The following is a 13,843-nucleotide window of genomic DNA, read 5'->3' on the forward strand; positions in this document are numbered from 1 at the left end:
ATGCTTCCCATCACCGACACCCCTCAGCAGCCCACTGCCAAGCACCCCGGGCGCACCCTCGTGGCCTCACACTCGTTCAGTTTCGCCCGCCGCGAATGGACCGAGGCCGGCGCACCGCTGTCGGAGCAGTTCCGGGTCGTCGCCGTGGACGCACCCGGTCACGGCGAAGCGCACGACATCGGCGGCTACACGATGGCCGAGATGGCCGCCGCGTTCGCCGCCACCGTCAACGAGCTCGGCCTGACCGACTACGTACTGGTCGGCCACTCGATGACCAGCAAGATCATGCAGATCCTCGCCAGCCGCGCCGGCGCCGGACTGGGGCTCAAGCAGCCGCCGGCGAAGCTCGTGCTGATCACCCCCACGCCACTGGGAGAAGAGGTCGGTGGCCAAGAGCTGCGGCGCTCACTGTTCCAGAGCCGCAGGGACCGCGCGGACGCGGAGAAGTTCGTGCTGGACCGCACCGCGGTGCCGCTGGCGCCGGAGGTGTTCGACCGCACCTGCGAGGACTACGCGCGGATGAACCGCAAGGCCTGGGACGCCTGGCTGACCGAGGGGGTCAACGAGGACTGGACCGAGCGCGCCGCGCCGATCGACATCGAGACCCTGCTGATCGTCGCTGACCGCGACCCGGTCTGGGGCCTGGAGATGCAGAACAAACTGACGGTGCCGCACCTGTCCAACGTCACGATCGCCTCGATCGACTCCGGCCACCAGGTGCCACTGGAGGCGCCGCAGGCCCTGTCCGACCTCATCACCGCCTTCGCCGCCTCATGACCGGCGCCGCCCAGCTATCGACCGGAGACCGGGAATGGGGCGGGCGACTGCCCCTGGCCTCCCACGGCCCGCTCACCGAGGACCAACTCGCCGCGCAGCAACGACTACGGGCCGAGGTGGTGCCGTGGGCCCGGACGGCGGGAGTCGCCGTGGCCACGGCCGAAGGAGATTTCATCGGCCCGTTCAACGCCTTCGTGCACCGCCCCGCCGCCGGCATGCCCTACCTGGCCTGGGTCCTCGCCGACCAGGCCCAATCGTCCCTGGCCGCGTCCCTGCGCGAGATCATCATCCTCACCGTCGGGACGGCGTGGAACAGCGAGTACGAGATCTACGTCCACACCGCGATGGCCCGACACGCCGGCGTCACGGAACCGGTGATCGGGGCCGTCCTCACTGGACACTCCAGCACCGACTTCTCCTCTACCGAAGCAGCCGTCCACCGCTTCACCGACGAACTGGCACGCACCCACTCCGTCCGCGACGACACCTACCGCCTCGCGATCGATGCGGTGGGACAGACCGGCGTCCTGGACATGGTCAACCTGATCGGCGCATACCTCGCGACCTCGGCCCTGCTCAACGCCTTCCGCGTACCCGCACCACCTCAAGCCGAACCCGGCTAGCGCGGCGACCGAACGACTTCGCCGGATCGCGGGCCATGCGACGGTTCGGAATGGGGGCCATCCCCAGCGGATGCCCTTCTCGCTGCGGATGCGGGCGCGTTCGCGTCTTCGGGCGGGGTGCCGGTTGGTCTTCTCCGCGCCAGACACATCGGCTCCGGAAGCATCGGCGAGGACTTCTCCCACCGGGTGGCGATGTCACCACCGATGCTTCCGGCCGGGTTCTCCGCGTCGCGCGGCGCAGTGTTTGACCGATGCGGCGTCAGCCGTGGACGAGCATGGAGGGCGTGGCGGCGTCGTCACGGTAAACGTGCGCTGGCATACGCAGCCTGAACCCGTCGGCGAAGATCGCCTCCACGTTGGCGATCTCCGAGGCGTCCGGGTGGTCGTTCGTGCAGTCGGTACCGGCGCTGTGGCCGGACATCAGAGCTGCGCAGTCGCCGTTGTAGTTGTCGGGAAGGCCGAGTATGTGGCCGAGTTCGTGCGCGGTGATCCGTGGTGCGGAGTAGCCCTCGGACACCGCCTCCTCGCCGAGCTCCACGGTGCCCGAGCCGGGGTCGTCCGAGCTGGTCTCCGGCCACCCGCTGGTGGCGATCAGGTGCACGGTGGCCTGGTGCTCGCTGTCGGCCTCGACGAACTTGACGTCGTCGACGCTGCTGTTCCAGACCGCCGTGGCCGTGGCCACGTCGGACTGCCAATCGCCGGCGTCAGTGTCCTCGTAGTACACGACGCGGACTGAGTCGTGCGGCGTCACAGCGGTAGGGAACGACGCCGCCTGGGACGACGCGGCCTGGCTGACGGAGGCTGTCGCCAGCGGGAGGAGCACGCATACGCCGAGGGCGAACACACGCGCAGTGAGTTTGGTACGCATCTGCGGTCCTTTGCGGAAAGGGAGTAGGGCGAACCGGCCGCCGGGATGGTGAACCCGGTGGCCGAAAAGGTGGCGGGACGAACGTCCGGTGGCGCCGCTGACCGTCAATCCGCTATCAGGGTTCGAAGTCTATTTGCGGGCTCGTACCAGCGACAAGGGTGTGACCTTGTCCAAAACTGGACAAGGCAGGATTAGGCCGACAGTCTCCGACGCTCCTAGCTGGCGTCTTCCACTAAGGACATCGAGCGGCCGGCAGTGTCGTTGCGGACCGGGGCGCCAGTCCACGTTCTGCGTGTGATCGCGGGACACGGGTCACTCACTACGACTCACTGGTGCCCGCATCCCGACCGGAAGCGGATCCAGGACGTTGGAACCTCGCTGAATGACTTCCTCAAGACCCACTGGCCCGCAAATGGCCCCCAAGGGCCTCAGGAGGAGCCAGAGGCATAGCAGTGCCCGAAGAACGACGAAGGCCGGTTGACCTGGATCTACTCCCAGAAGACCGGCCTTCGTTGCGGTCGGGCTGACAGGATTTGAACCTGCGACCCCCTGACCCCAGGTCTATCTGTCAACTGTTTCCACATGTCAAGCACACAATGCGTCCTCGGCAAGCCAGGTATGGCGAGTATCGATCGGCAGGTCGTTCATGATCGCGCATCTCGTGTGGCCCCCAAGCGGCCCCCAAACGGTGGGCCTTCTCCGCCCGAGAAGATTCTGTCGCAGACACACTTCGATTCTGTTGATCGCGGTCGACTTCGGCGACATGGCGAAGATGGAACCCTCGCGAGCGCGGGCCCGAGAACCCTCGTGGAGTGTCCGTCGTCCTCGCCGGACAGCGCCGTGCCCTCGAAATCGCCGTTCACAACGCTGACCGCGACCGCGACCGCGACCGCTCGTCCTGGCCCGGCGACTCCAGGCCGCGCTGGACAGCGTCACCGCGCAGGACTGCGGTCCTGGGTCGATGTTCTGGTCGTGGTCACCAGACAAACGGAACTAGCCGGTGGGGGGTGGCCGCCGCGTAAGCGCCGTAGGCATCGCCCAGTTCGCGGCGGAGCGCCCTCTTGACAAGCAGGTCGTCGTCGACTACTACACCACCGCGTTCGCGGCGAACCCGGAGAAGGCGATCGCCGTCCACTTCGGCCCGGGCTACGTCCAGTACAACCCGGACGCCCAGGACGGGCCGGAGGCCTTCATCGGCTTGGTGAAGTGGCTGCGCGGCGAGTATCCGCGGCTGCGCCTGGACATCAAGCGCGTGGTCGCCGAAGGCGACATGGTCCCCACCCACTCCGACCTGGACGTCGAGCCCGGCAACCCGGACAACCCCGGCCGCGCGCTGGCGGACTCTTCCGCCTGGAGGATGGCAAGGTCGTCGAGCACTGGGAGGTGATCCAGGACGTTCCGAAGACCGCTGCGAACGATAACGGGATGTTCCGACGCCTGCCGAGTTGCCGAGCCGCCGCGTTGCCACGCGCCGACGCCATCCTCGCGGCCGCGGCGCGCGGCGGCTGCTACGGCGTGGTGCTGAGCGTGAGGATCTGTGCCGGTGTGGAACTGCACGCCGCCAGGTCGAAGAGGGGGCCCGGGTACCCGTTCGGCTGGGGATACACCTGGATGCAGTCGGTATTGGAGGTGCCGGAGGCGATGAACTGGTACCGGCTGCCGCTCGTGCCGACCCGTTGGGGGATCCAGGTGGGGGAGCCGATGCAGGCCTCTTGGCGGACGCCGAGACGATATTTCGCGAGGCACAGGCCGTTGGCCTGGCTGACGATCTGATAGGCCCCGGGCATCCCGGAGACTGCTTGGAATGCGAAGTTCTGGGCTGTGGATCCGTTGCAGGGGTGGCCGTAAGTGTCGAGGAAGTAGTGGCCGGGGTCGGTCGTGCTGGTGTCCAGGCAGGTGTTCTGCGCTGCTGAGTAGATGGTGCTGATCGGCGCCGCCTGTGGGGCTGCTGTCTGTGCGGCGGCCGTCTGGGGTGCTGCGATCGCGCCGGTGACCGCGGCGACTGCTGCCGCGACTATGAGGGAGCTGCTGATCATGGCGTGTCCTCCAGTCTTCCAGATGGGCGAAGCCGTGTTCGGCGCGTGATCGGACGTTGGGCAGGTGTGTGTCAGAAGCCTGATGCCCACCTACCGGGGTGAGTGAACCCGGGACGCCGGCCCGGTCACCGTCGGGTTCGAGCCTCGTCGGCCAGTAGGGTGCTGGTCTCCTCTGACACCGGGGTGGTCAGCGTGGCGCCCAGCATGTCGATCAGCTCGGTTCTGGGCGATCAAGGTTCTGTGCACGACGGCCTGGATCTTCACAGCGGTCTTCATCGCGGTTCTGGCGGTACAGTTGCGGCTGAAGCGGTACGTGCCGTTCCCGTACTGGCTGACCGTGGTGGTCGTGAGCGTCACGGGCACCCTGTACACCGACATCCTGACCGACCGGCTCAACGTCCCGCTGTGGCTCAGCTCCGCGGTCTTCTCGGTGCTGCTCGCGGCGGTGTTCGGCTTGTGGTGGCTGCGCGAGCGCACCCTGTCGATCCACTCGGTCACCACGCTGTCGCGCGAGTCGTTCTACTGGCTCGCCGTCCTGGTCACCTTCGCGCTGGGCACCGCGACCGGCGACTGGATCCTCGAGCTCACCGGTTGGAGTCCGGGCGTCTCGGTCCTGCTGCCGCTCGGCCTCGATGCCGTATTCGCGGATCTTCCGGTAGATCGTGGCGCGGGACACACCCAGGGTTCGGGCTGCTTCGTTCTTGTTGCCGTGGGCGTCCAGCAGGCTGCGCACGATCGCGTCGCGCTCCGTGGACTCCAGTGGGTTGAGTACCCGGCGGGCCACGGTGTGGCATTCCGGCGGCAGGTCGTCGGCGCTCAGGTCGTCCCGCGCGTCCGCGAGCTCCTTGAGGAGTCGCGGGTCTCGGCCTGAACCGCACAGCCGCCGTTCGTCAGCCGAAGAACGCCAGGAGTTCGCGAACGAGTTCGTCCGGGCGTTCCTCGGCGAGGTAGTGGCCGGCCCCCGGGATCTGCACGAAGCGGATGTCCGTCGCCCGGTGCTCGTTCGAGGCGCGGGAAAAGCTCATGAGGTCACCGTCGGGAACGAGCACCGGCATGGTGAGCTTGGTGTGGGTGGCGGCCTCGTCGATGTCCTCGGCGAGGGTTCCGTACCAGCCGGCGACGGCCCGGATCGCCTCGGGCGAGTCGTAGGCGGCGGCGTAGATCGCCCTGGTGGTCTCGTCGAAAGCGGCCGGATTGTCCGAGAGCTTGTCGATGTACCAGTCGATCAGAAGGCGATAGCGTCCCGCCAGCAGCTTCTCCGGCAGCTCGTCGAGCGCGTTGAACGACAGGTGCCATCCGCTCAGTTCGCCGGGCCTGGGGACGACCGGGAAGCGACGCAAAACTTCGTCGGGCGCACCGGGCCCCCAGAACGCGGCCTTGATGGTCGCGTCCGGGAAGTTGGCCGCGAAGTTGTAGGCGACCCACGAGCCGACGTCCTCACCGGCGATGTACACGCGCTCATGGCCGAGGGAGGATACGAGCTCGTAGATGTCCCGGGCCATGTTCTTCTTGTCGTAGCCCGCGGCAGGTTTCGACGACTCACCCATACCACGCAGGTCGCAGACGATCACCCGGTAGCGGCGCGCGAGGGCCGGCATCATCTTGTGGTACTGCCACCAGGTGCGCGGCCAGCCGGGCAGCAGGACCAGCGGCACTCCGGTCCCACCGGCCACGTAGTGCAACCGGACACCGTTGACGTCGGCGTAGTGGTGTTCGAATCCTTCGGGTGTGGTGGACATGTCCATCCTCTGATCGCTGATGGTCGATGCCGGTCGGGACGGGCCCGGCCGGCTGTTCGGGGCGCGGGAAGTCGCGGCGTGGCTAGACGTCCGGAAGGAGCTCCGTGTTGTACCGCGCGAGCAGTTCGGGGTCGAACGGCAGGTCGCCGTCGACGGGCGGGTGCTCGCCGGGGCGGGCCGGCCGGCTGCTGGCGCGGAACACTTCCTCGATGCCGCCGGGGAGGAAGAAGAAGACCATCCTGGCGGCGTGCAGACCGCGGTTGATGAACCGGTGCCGGGTTCCGCGCGGGACGTAGAAGAAGCTGCCGGCTTCGGCGGCGACGGCCTGGTCGCCGTTGAGGAACTCGAGCTCTCCGGAGATCAGGTAGAACGCCTCGACGTGCTCGTTGTGTACGTGCGGCGCGGGGCCGCTGCCCGGGGGCACGGTGGCCTCGATGAGCATCAACTCCCCGTCGGTGCTCGCGGCGTCGGCCTTGATCGTGTAGATGTCCCCGGCGGCCCAGATCGTCTCGCCCGCCCCCTTGGGGACGTAGAGGGCGTTCCGCTTGGTGTAGCGGGGGTCTTGGTCGCCGGTTCCGGAGGTCGGAATGCTCATGCCTGCGCTCCTTCGTCACGCGGTGCTGGTCCGCGCTGGGTCAGGGGGCTGTGAGATATAGACCGAACGTTCCGAAACCTAGTCGCGATCCCAGAGCCCTGTCAAGGCACCCCGCCGCGGCCCCGGGCGCCGCAGGTAGACTGCGCGTCGGGAAGGGCGGGTGATCGCAGTGGCAGGTACAGGCGCAGGCGGACGCCCTCGTGAGTTCGATCCCGAGGTCGCGCTCGAGGCGGCGATGAGAGTCTTCTGGGCGCACGGCTACGAGGGCACGTCCATGGCCGATCTGGTGGCCGCGACGAACCTGAGCAGGGCCAGTATTTACGCCGCGTTCGGGAACAAGGAATCACTGTTCTTCAAGGCGCTGGAGCGCTATCTCGCCGGCCCCGGCTCCTATTTCGCCACGGCGCTCGCCCAACCGACCGCCGCACGGGTCGCCCGCCAAGTGCTGTATTCAGCCATCGATACCGTCGCCGGCGAGGGCACGCCGCAGGGTTGCCTCAGTGTCCAGGGAGCACTCGTCGTCGGCCCCCGATCGGCACACCTCAGAGAGCGCATGGAGAAGTACGGCCAAGACGCGACAGTGCACCTGGCCGAGCGGTTCCGGCGCGCGCAGCAGGACGGTGACCTGCCCGGGCACGCCGACGTGACGGTCTTGGCGCAGTTCGTGGTCACCGTGAGCCAGGGCATCGCGGTCCAGGCGGCCGCCGGGGCGGCACGCCAGCAGCTCCGGCTGATCGCCGATCAGGCGATGACCACCTGGCCGTGAACCCCCTCACCGGTAGTGCCGGCGTCGCCGCTTTAAGTCGTTGAGCAGTACGGACGAGCCGTAGGATCGAAAACGTGACCGCTGCGACCAACGAGCTCGGCGAGACGCTGCGCAGCTGGCGCGACCGGTTGCAGCCCGAAGAGCTCGGGCTGCCGACCGCCCCGCACCGGCGGGCGCGTGGGCTCAACCGCAAGGAGCTCGCCCGGCTGGCCGGGATGTCGCCGGACTACCTCGTGCAGTTGGAGCAGGGCCGGGCGAACACGCCGTCGGTCCAGGTGCTCGCGGCGATCGCTCGTGCGCTTCGGCTGACCGGGGCCGAACGTGCGTATCTGTTCCGGCTCGCCGGCCAGCCGGTGCCCGAGGAGCGGCAGATCAGCGCCGTCCTCCCGCACGGCGTCCGCCGGCTGGTGGAGCAGCTTTCGGCGAGTCCGGCCGCCGTCTACGACGTGCGCTGGAACCCGGTCGCGTGGAACGCGATGTGGGCCGCCGCGATAGCCGACCCGCTCACCCGGCCCGAGCGTGAGCGCAACATGGCCTGGCGGGCCTTCGTCGACCTGCCCACGCACGTGGTGCGCACGGCTGCTGAACAGCGGCAGTTCGAGGAAGCCATCGTGGCGGACCTGAGGTCGAGTTCGGGCAGATACCCGGGTGATCCCGGCCTGAGCGGGCTGGTCATGGACCTGCTTGCGGCCGGCGACCGGTTCCGCACACTGTGGCAGGCCCGCCGCGTCGGCGTTTACGAGCAGGAGCACAAAACCATCGACCACCCCGATCTGGGTCTGCTCGAAGTCGACTGCGACATCCTCACCACCCACCGCAACGACCTGCGGGTCGTGGTCTACACGGCCCTCCCCGGGAGCGTGTCGGCCAAGGCCTTGGCGGAGCTCGGCGCGGCCTGCACCGAGAAGTCGTTGCTGGATCTCCCGCGTCGCGGCGGGGCCGTCTGACCTCGGCTCGCTATCGCTTCGCCGCAGTTCACAGCCGCAGTTCGAACCAGTCGGCGACCAGCTGCCGGGCCGGGTCGGAGTCGTCCATGCTGCAGTGTTCGGCCCCGCCGTCCACGCCGTCGAACACCAGGAGCTGCTTGTCGGCCGAACCGGCGGCCTCGATCGCCCGCTCCGCGTGCGAGAGCGGGATCATCGAGTCGTCGGCGCCGTGCATGATCAGGAACGGCTGGGTCAGGTGCGGGAGCGCCTCGGCCAGGGTGAACGCCGTGACCTTCGCCAAGGCCTCCGCCATCGTCTCGGTGCCCATCACCCACGGCAGCTGCCAGAACGGCACCGGGGTGGTCTGCGACCGGGTCTCCCAGCGGTGCCGCCACAGCTCGCCGTAGTCCCACACCCCGCCCCACGCGGCGACGGCCTTGATCCGCGGCTCGAAGGAGGCGCCGCGCGGTGCGTAGTAACCGCCCAGGCTGATCCCGAGCAGACCGATCCGCGCCGGATCGATGTCGGAGCGGGTCTCCAGGTAGTCCACGACGGCCTTCGTTGGCACCTCGTAGTCTGGGCGGGAGGCTACGCCGCGCAGCCTCAGCGGCTCCCCGGTGCCCGGGGCGTCGACCACCAGGCAGGCGATGCCCCGGTCGGCGAACTCCTCCCGGATGATGCAGTACAGCAGCTCTTTGGTGACGTCGAAGCCGTTGTAGAAGATCACGACCGGGGCGCGGCCGCGTACCCCGCGGGCCGGGATGAGCCAGCCGGGCAGTACGCCGTCCGGTGAGTCGATCTCCACGCGCTCAAGGGCCGTGGCAGGGTCTTGACGGCCTTCTCGAATGCCTCGAGTGCGAGCTCGTAGCTGTTCGTCTTCGCCGGTCCCGGCGCGGTCTGCCGTTCCCCGGTCAGGTAGTAGTTCGCGGCTCGCAGATATCGCTCGGACGCGCTGCGGCGGTAGCCGCAGCGCAGGTCCCGCTCTGCGAATTCGGCTTGGAGCGCGCCTGCCTCGTCCCACGCCTTCGTCCACGCGTCGGGATCCGGCTGCGCCTCGCGCAGCGGCGCCAGCCGGCGGTCGATCTGGCCCAGCTGCCCGCCGGCCGTCATCGACAACAGTACGGCCGATGACCACATGTAGTTCTTCGGGAAGTACTTGAACACGACAGCTCCTTGATCAGCTCGTCCCCGAACGATCGTGTCCGCGATCTCGTCAGCTGAAGCGATCAACAGTGGTGAAGCTGGTACCACCCTTGTGGTGCGGTCGCCGTACCGCTAGGCGAAGGCGACGTCGACCAGCGCCTTCGCGGCACCGGCGGAGACCTTCGCGACCGTGGCGTCGTGGTCGAGCCACGCGGAGACACCCGCGCCGTCGTAGAGCACGACCAACTGCCTGGCCAGCGTTTCGGGGGAGGGCACGCCCGCGGCGAAGGCGAGGTCGAGGAACAGCGAGTGCACCCACAGCCGGTACTCCTCGGTGGCTTTCTCCACCGCCTCGCCGGTCTCGGATTCGGCGCTGGCGCACATGAAGGCGCAGCCGCGGAAGTCGGGTTCGGCGAAGATCAGGCCCTGCACCTCGAAGACGCCGGCCAGCCGCTCCCGGGGTGTGCGATAACGCACCTCCAGCTCCCGGGCCATCCGCTCCCGGGTCTGGGTGTGACGGCCTTTGAGATAGGCGCGTACGAGCTCGTCTTTGCTGCCGAACGTGTTGTACAGCGACGCCTTGGCCACGCCGGCCCTCTTGATCACCTGGTCGATGCCCACCGAGGCGATGCCCTCGGCGTAGAACAGCTCGTCGGCGGCGGCCAGCAGTCGTTCGCGGACTGAGGTCCGCGCTCTCGTCTCCATAGCCATGCAAGCATGTTATCAGACCGATCTGTCTAGTTGCCAGAGGGGGAAGTATTCCAGACAGGTCGGTCTAATCTCATGTCCAATTGTAGACCTAATCGTCCTGGTCGCTGGCCATAGCCACTGTTTAAGTGTGGGCACTACGGCCGCGTTCCGGTTTACCCGACCAGACCGACCTGTCTAAGTTGAGGGCATCGAGAAACCTCTGAGTCTGATCCGTGACGCAAGGAAGGCACCGCCATGACGAGCGAGACTGACACCGGCGACCGGCACACCGCTTTGGTGACCGGCGCGACCTCCGGCATCGGCCGTGCGGTGGCCCTCAGGCTGGCCGACGACGGCCTGCGAGTCCTGGTCGCCGGCCGTGACGCCGAGCGAGGATCCCAAGTCGTCGCCGAGATCGAGGAGAACGGCGGCCGGGCGAGGTTCCTGGCCGCCGACCTCGGCGACGTGCGGGGCGTCCAGCAGCTGGCCTCCGCGGCGGGCGAGGTGGACGTCCTGGTCAACAACGCCGGCTTCTCCTGGTTCGGACCCACCCCGGACCTGCCCGCGGACACCTTCGACGCTCTGTTCGCAGCCAACGTGCGCTCGGCCTACTACCTGGTGGCCGCGCTCGCGCCGAAGATGGCCGAGCGCGGGTACGGGCGCATCGTCAACGTCGGCAGCATGGCCGGGCAGGTCGGCCTGCCGGGCGGCGCGGCCTACAGCGCGACCAAGGCGGCGCTGGCCGCGATGACCCGCGCCTGGGCCGTCGAGTTCAGCCCCCGTGGCGTGCTGGTCAACACCGTCGCCCCCGGCCCGGTCTACACCCGCCCCGCGAACGAGGAGAACATCACCGCACTGGCGAAGACGACCCTGCTCGCCCGTGGTGCGCAGGCCGCTGAGATCGCCGACGTGATCGCGTTCATCGTCAGCCCGGCTGCCGGCTACGTCACTGGAGCCGTGATCCCCGTCGACGGCGGACGCACCGCAATCTGAACCTCTGGAGAGAGCACGACCATGCCCACCTACGCGCACGACACCGCCCCGACGCAGTTCGTCGAAGCCGGCGGCATCCGGTTCGGCTACCGCCGCTTCGGCGGCCTCGGTGGCTCTGAGCGGACCCCGCTGGTGTTCTTCCAGCACTTCATGGGGAACCTGGACGACCACGACCCGGCCATCAGCGACGCCTTCGCCGCCGACCGCGAAGTCATCCTCTTCAACAACACCGGCGTCGCCTCCACCAGCGGCGTGGTCCCCGAGACCGTCGAGGAGATGGCCTCCGACGCGGCCGTGTTCATCGAAGCGCTCGGACTCACCACCGTCGACCTCGTCGGCCACTCGATGGGCGGCCTGGTCGCCCAGCAGCTTGCGATCCAGCGTCCGGACCTGGTGCGCCGCGTCGTCCTGGTCGGCACCGGCCCGCGCGGCGGCGAGCGTATCGGTCAGATGTCCCCGACCACCGCCGGGTTGTTCGCCAAGAAGTACCCGCGGCAGCAGGACATGTGGCTGCCGATCCTGTTCGCGCCGACGCCGACCAGCCAGAAGCTCGGCCGCGAATACGTGGACCGGATCGTCGCCCGCGCCGACCGCGACGCGCCGTTCTCCGAGCAGTCCGTCCTCGCCCAGCGCACGGCCATCGGCGCCTATGGGGCGGCCAAGGACCCCGCGTATCGGAACCTACAGACACTCACCGCGCCGGTCCTGGTCGTCAACGGCACCGACGACATCATCATCCCCACCGTCAACTCCTACATCCTCCAGCAGTTCCTGCCGAACGCGCAGCTCCTGCTCTACCCCGACGCCAACCACGGCGCCCACTTCCAGTACCCCGAGCGGTTCGTCAAGCACGCCCGCCTGTTCCTCGACGAGCAGTAGTCCGAGCAGTAGCCCACAGGAGACATCCATCATGGCGACACCCGTAGTCCTGATCACCGGAGCGCTCACCGGCATCGGCCGCGCCAGCGCATACGCCTTCGCCGATGCCGGCGCGAAGCTCATCGTCTCCGGCCGCCGCGACGAGGCCGGAAAGCAGCTCGCCGACGAACTGCGCCTGCGCGGCGCCGAGGTCGAATTCGTCAACGCCGACGTCCGCAACGAGGACGAGGTCCGCGCGTTGGTGGACCAGACCGTCGCGCGCTTCGGCCGCCTGGACGTGGCGGTCAACAACGCCGGGACCGAAGGCGCACCCGGCCCGATCACCGACCAGAGCGCCCAGAGCTACACCGCGACCTTCGACACCAACGTCCTCGGGGTCATCCTGAGCATGAAGCACCAGGTGCGCGTCATGCGGCAGCAAGGCGCCGGCAGCATCGTCAACATCTCATCCACCTACGGGCACGGCGGCGCCGCCGGCGCCTCGGTCTACGTCGGCAGCAAGCACGCCGTCGAAGGCATCACCAAGTCGGTGGCGCTGGAGCTCGCCAAGACCGGCATCCGCGTGAACGCCGTCGCACCCGGGACCACGGACACCGGCATGCTGACTCGGTTCACCGGCACCGACGAGAACAAGGCCGCTCTCGTGGGGTCAGTCCCCGTGGGCCGGCTCGCTCACACCAAGGAGATCGCGGACGCGGTCGTCTTCATCGGGTCGGACCAGGCCTCCTACATCACAGGACACGTCCTGAGCGTCGACGGCGGGCTTTCCGCCGCCTGACGAACGGGTTCCACGCCGACAAGTTGGAGGTCGAAAGGGTATTGAGCCTTACTCAGAACCCTTATAATGGGTGGCTGCTGTCCTGTTGCCAGGGAGATCTTCGTGTGCGCCAGAGCCACCGCCTTAACCTCCCGGGTCATCGGGTACGCTGCCGCGTTCGTGGCGGCCGCAGTGCTGACTTCAGGATGTGCCTCGCATCCGGCGACCGCACCCGACGGTGGTGGGCCCAGTACCTCCTCGACCGCCTCCAGCAGTGACATCACATCTGTCACGCCCACAGGGTCGATGCCTTCGCAGAGCTCGGCCCAGACTCCGGACTCCTCGGCATCGGGCGCGGGCCAGACGACGCCGTCGTCGAGCGCGGGCCAGACGTCCAACTGGCAGACCTCCGAGGCCAGCAGCTCTGGCCCCAGCCCCAGTCCAGCCACCAGTGGCGGCCCAGTCTTCTCGGCGCCACACATCATCTGCCCCTCGCCGTGCGGCGCGATCGGATAGGCGGACAGCGCGGGGCCTTGCAATGCCCTGTCATAGTCCCTGTGTGAGGCTGTCATCACCAAGACGGTCGTACTTTCCAGCCGCCGTGCTGTGGCAGTTTCCGGAAACGTTTGCGGTCGCGGTCACCATCGCCCGCGCCGGTAACCTCCCGCTCCACCCCGACGCGCCGGCAACGGCACTTCCAACGGCCTCGCCGCCTTCTCAGTAGTCCCGCTCATTGCACCGTTCACGAAGGAAGGTCGATGAGATCCATGCCTCTGCCACGATCCCGTACTGGTCGAGAACTCGGCCACCAGCTGTGAGCTGGGCTTTTTCATACGGCTTGTTCGTATTCGTGGATCAGTCCGCCGAGGGCGGTTCGACGTCGGATCTGGTCTGCCGGCGCGGGGAATGCGATCACGGTGAGGTCGTCGTTCGGGGCGCGCAGCAGCATGCCGTTGCCTTGGTGGGAGCGGCCGGTGTTGTAGTGCTCGACGAACTGGTTCGGCACGGTGCGCAGGATGATTTCCACGCCGATCGAGGCGAACGCAGTGTC

17 protein-coding genes and 2 pseudogenes are annotated in these 13,843 nt (G+C 68.0%); 9 read left to right on the forward strand and 10 right to left on the reverse strand.

Features of this window, described 5'->3' with window-relative positions:
- On the forward strand, positions 1-777 hold the full coding sequence (locus KGQ19_RS05965) for an alpha/beta fold hydrolase (protein ID WP_212008056.1): 777 nt from the start codon (positions 1-3) through the stop codon (positions 775-777).
- Positions 774-1,400, forward strand: a complete 627-nt coding sequence (locus KGQ19_RS05970) for a carboxymuconolactone decarboxylase family protein (RefSeq protein WP_212008057.1) — start codon at positions 774-776, stop codon at positions 1,398-1,400. Before KGQ19_RS05965 ends, KGQ19_RS05970 begins: the two co-directional genes overlap by 4 nt.
- 259 nt (positions 1,401-1,659) lie before the next feature.
- On the opposite strand, the gene KGQ19_RS05975 is transcribed toward KGQ19_RS05970, so the two are convergent.
- Positions 1,660-2,268, reverse strand: coding sequence for a snapalysin family zinc-dependent metalloprotease (locus KGQ19_RS05975; RefSeq protein ID WP_212008058.1), 609 nt, complete (start codon positions 2,266-2,268; stop codon positions 1,660-1,662).
- 1,000 nt (positions 2,269-3,268) lie between these two features.
- On the opposite strand from KGQ19_RS05975, the gene KGQ19_RS49315 reads away from it, so the two are divergent.
- Positions 3,269-3,655, forward strand: coding sequence for a nuclear transport factor 2 family protein (locus KGQ19_RS49315; protein WP_212008059.1), 387 nt, complete (start codon positions 3,269-3,271; stop codon positions 3,653-3,655).
- Between the two features lie 121 nt (positions 3,656-3,776).
- Here the strand turns inward: KGQ19_RS49315 and KGQ19_RS05985 are convergent, their stop codons facing one another.
- On the reverse strand, positions 3,777-4,304 hold the full coding sequence (locus KGQ19_RS05985) for an RICIN domain-containing protein (RefSeq protein ID WP_212008060.1): 528 nt from the start codon (positions 4,302-4,304) through the stop codon (positions 3,777-3,779).
- 172 nt (positions 4,305-4,476) lie between these two features.
- Here KGQ19_RS05985 and KGQ19_RS52570 point away from each other — a divergent pair.
- Positions 4,477-4,935: pseudogene (locus tag KGQ19_RS52570) on the forward strand (COG4705 family protein); the annotation flags it as partial.
- On the opposite strand, the pseudogene KGQ19_RS52575 reads toward KGQ19_RS52570, so the two are convergent.
- The 3 genes and pseudogenes from KGQ19_RS52575 to KGQ19_RS06000 form a co-directional block, all read right to left on the reverse strand.
- A pseudogene (locus KGQ19_RS52575) lies at positions 4,936-5,115 on the reverse strand (helix-turn-helix domain-containing protein); the annotation flags it as partial.
- 79 nt (positions 5,116-5,194) lie between these two features.
- Entirely contained in the window at positions 5,195-6,043 is an 849-nt protein-coding gene (locus tag KGQ19_RS05995) for an alpha/beta fold hydrolase (RefSeq protein WP_212008061.1), read from the reverse strand.
- An 82-nt stretch (positions 6,044-6,125) separates the two neighbouring features.
- Entirely contained in the window at positions 6,126-6,638 is a 513-nt protein-coding gene (locus KGQ19_RS06000; protein ID WP_212008062.1) for a cupin domain-containing protein, read from the reverse strand.
- A gap of 235 nt (positions 6,639-6,873) precedes the next feature.
- On the opposite strand from KGQ19_RS06000, the gene KGQ19_RS06005 reads away from it, so the two are divergent.
- Both KGQ19_RS06005 and KGQ19_RS06010 read left to right on the forward strand, forming a co-directional pair.
- Positions 6,874-7,404, forward strand: coding sequence for a TetR/AcrR family transcriptional regulator (locus tag KGQ19_RS06005; RefSeq protein ID WP_212008063.1), 531 nt, complete (start codon positions 6,874-6,876; stop codon positions 7,402-7,404).
- Positions 7,405-7,478: 74 nt separating this feature from the next.
- Complete coding sequence (locus KGQ19_RS06010) at positions 7,479-8,351, forward strand: helix-turn-helix domain-containing protein (RefSeq protein WP_212008064.1); 873 nt, start codon at positions 7,479-7,481, stop codon at positions 8,349-8,351.
- 28 nt (positions 8,352-8,379) lie between these two features.
- Here KGQ19_RS06010 and KGQ19_RS06015 read toward each other — a convergent pair whose 3' ends face one another.
- From KGQ19_RS06015 to KGQ19_RS06025, 3 genes are all read right to left on the reverse strand, one after another.
- Positions 8,380-9,135 carry an alpha/beta hydrolase gene (locus KGQ19_RS06015; protein ID WP_212008065.1) on the reverse strand — a complete coding sequence of 252 codons (756 nt, stop codon included), beginning with the start codon at positions 9,133-9,135 and terminating at the stop codon, positions 8,380-8,382.
- On the reverse strand, positions 9,054-9,494 hold the full coding sequence (locus tag KGQ19_RS51745) for a hypothetical protein (protein ID WP_212008066.1): 441 nt from the start codon (positions 9,492-9,494) through the stop codon (positions 9,054-9,056). The genes KGQ19_RS06015 and KGQ19_RS51745 overlap by 82 nt, the downstream gene beginning before the upstream one ends.
- Positions 9,495-9,605: 111 nt before the next feature.
- Positions 9,606-10,184 carry a TetR/AcrR family transcriptional regulator gene (locus KGQ19_RS06025; protein ID WP_212008067.1) on the reverse strand — a complete coding sequence of 193 codons (579 nt, stop codon included), beginning with the start codon at positions 10,182-10,184 and terminating at the stop codon, positions 9,606-9,608.
- 234 nt (positions 10,185-10,418) lie between these two features.
- On the opposite strand from KGQ19_RS06025, the gene KGQ19_RS06030 reads away from it, so the two are divergent.
- From KGQ19_RS06030 to KGQ19_RS06040, 3 genes are read left to right on the forward strand one after another with little or no spacing between them, the layout of a single operon-like run.
- The gene (locus KGQ19_RS06030) at positions 10,419-11,156 is read left to right on the forward strand and encodes an SDR family NAD(P)-dependent oxidoreductase (protein WP_212008068.1); all 738 of its coding nucleotides are present in this window, start codon (positions 10,419-10,421) and stop codon (positions 11,154-11,156) included.
- 21 nt (positions 11,157-11,177) lie between these two features.
- Complete coding sequence (locus KGQ19_RS06035) at positions 11,178-12,035, forward strand: alpha/beta fold hydrolase (protein WP_212008069.1); 858 nt, start codon at positions 11,178-11,180, stop codon at positions 12,033-12,035.
- Positions 12,036-12,066: 31 nt separating this feature from the next.
- Positions 12,067-12,813, forward strand: a complete 747-nt coding sequence (locus KGQ19_RS06040; RefSeq protein WP_212008070.1) for an SDR family NAD(P)-dependent oxidoreductase — start codon at positions 12,067-12,069, stop codon at positions 12,811-12,813.
- On the opposite strand, the gene KGQ19_RS06045 is transcribed toward KGQ19_RS06040, so the two are convergent.
- The gene (locus KGQ19_RS06045; protein WP_212008071.1) at positions 12,762-13,364 is read right to left on the reverse strand and encodes a hypothetical protein; all 603 of its coding nucleotides are present in this window, start codon (positions 13,362-13,364) and stop codon (positions 12,762-12,764) included. The genes KGQ19_RS06040 and KGQ19_RS06045 overlap by 52 nt on opposite strands.
- Before the next feature lie 257 nt (positions 13,365-13,621).
- Positions 13,622-13,819 (reverse strand): hypothetical protein, encoded by a 198-nt coding sequence (locus KGQ19_RS06050; protein WP_212008072.1) that lies wholly within the window; start codon positions 13,817-13,819, stop codon positions 13,622-13,624.
- Between the last annotated feature and the right edge of the window lie 24 nt (positions 13,820-13,843).

The organism is Catenulispora pinistramenti (assembly GCF_018274385.1).
Classification (GTDB): Bacteria; Actinomycetota; Actinomycetes; order Streptomycetales; family Catenulisporaceae; genus Catenulispora; species Catenulispora pinistramenti.

What these genes read in the sequence shown, in the direction of transcription:
- KGQ19_RS06005 (WP_212008063.1), top strand. Translation starts at nt 6,874, where the DNA reads ATGAGAGTCTTCTGGGCGCACGGCTACGAGGGCACGTCCATGGCCGAT.
- KGQ19_RS06040 (WP_212008070.1), top strand. Translation starts at nt 12,067, where the DNA reads ATGGCGACACCCGTAGTCCTGATCACCGGAGCGCTCACCGGCATCGGC.
- KGQ19_RS06045 (WP_212008071.1), bottom strand. Translation starts at nt 13,364, where the DNA reads ATGACAGCCTCACACAGGGACTATGACAGGGCATTGCAAGGCCCCGCG.
- KGQ19_RS05985 (WP_212008060.1), bottom strand. Translation starts at nt 4,304, where the DNA reads ATGATCAGCAGCTCCCTCATAGTCGCGGCAGCAGTCGCCGCGGTCACC.
- KGQ19_RS05970 (WP_212008057.1), top strand. Translation starts at nt 774, where the DNA reads ATGACCGGCGCCGCCCAGCTATCGACCGGAGACCGGGAATGGGGCGGG.
- KGQ19_RS05965 (WP_212008056.1), top strand. Translation starts at nt 1, where the DNA reads ATGCTTCCCATCACCGACACCCCTCAGCAGCCCACTGCCAAGCACCCC.
- KGQ19_RS05995 (WP_212008061.1), bottom strand. Translation starts at nt 6,043, where the DNA reads ATGTCCACCACACCCGAAGGATTCGAACACCACTACGCCGACGTCAAC.
- KGQ19_RS06000 (WP_212008062.1), bottom strand. Translation starts at nt 6,638, where the DNA reads ATGAGCATTCCGACCTCCGGAACCGGCGACCAAGACCCCCGCTACACC.
- KGQ19_RS06025 (WP_212008067.1), bottom strand. Translation starts at nt 10,184, where the DNA reads ATGGCTATGGAGACGAGAGCGCGGACCTCAGTCCGCGAACGACTGCTG.
- KGQ19_RS05975 (WP_212008058.1), bottom strand. Translation starts at nt 2,268, where the DNA reads ATGCGTACCAAACTCACTGCGCGTGTGTTCGCCCTCGGCGTATGCGTG.
- KGQ19_RS06035 (WP_212008069.1), top strand. Translation starts at nt 11,178, where the DNA reads ATGCCCACCTACGCGCACGACACCGCCCCGACGCAGTTCGTCGAAGCC.
- KGQ19_RS06030 (WP_212008068.1), top strand. Translation starts at nt 10,419, where the DNA reads ATGACGAGCGAGACTGACACCGGCGACCGGCACACCGCTTTGGTGACC.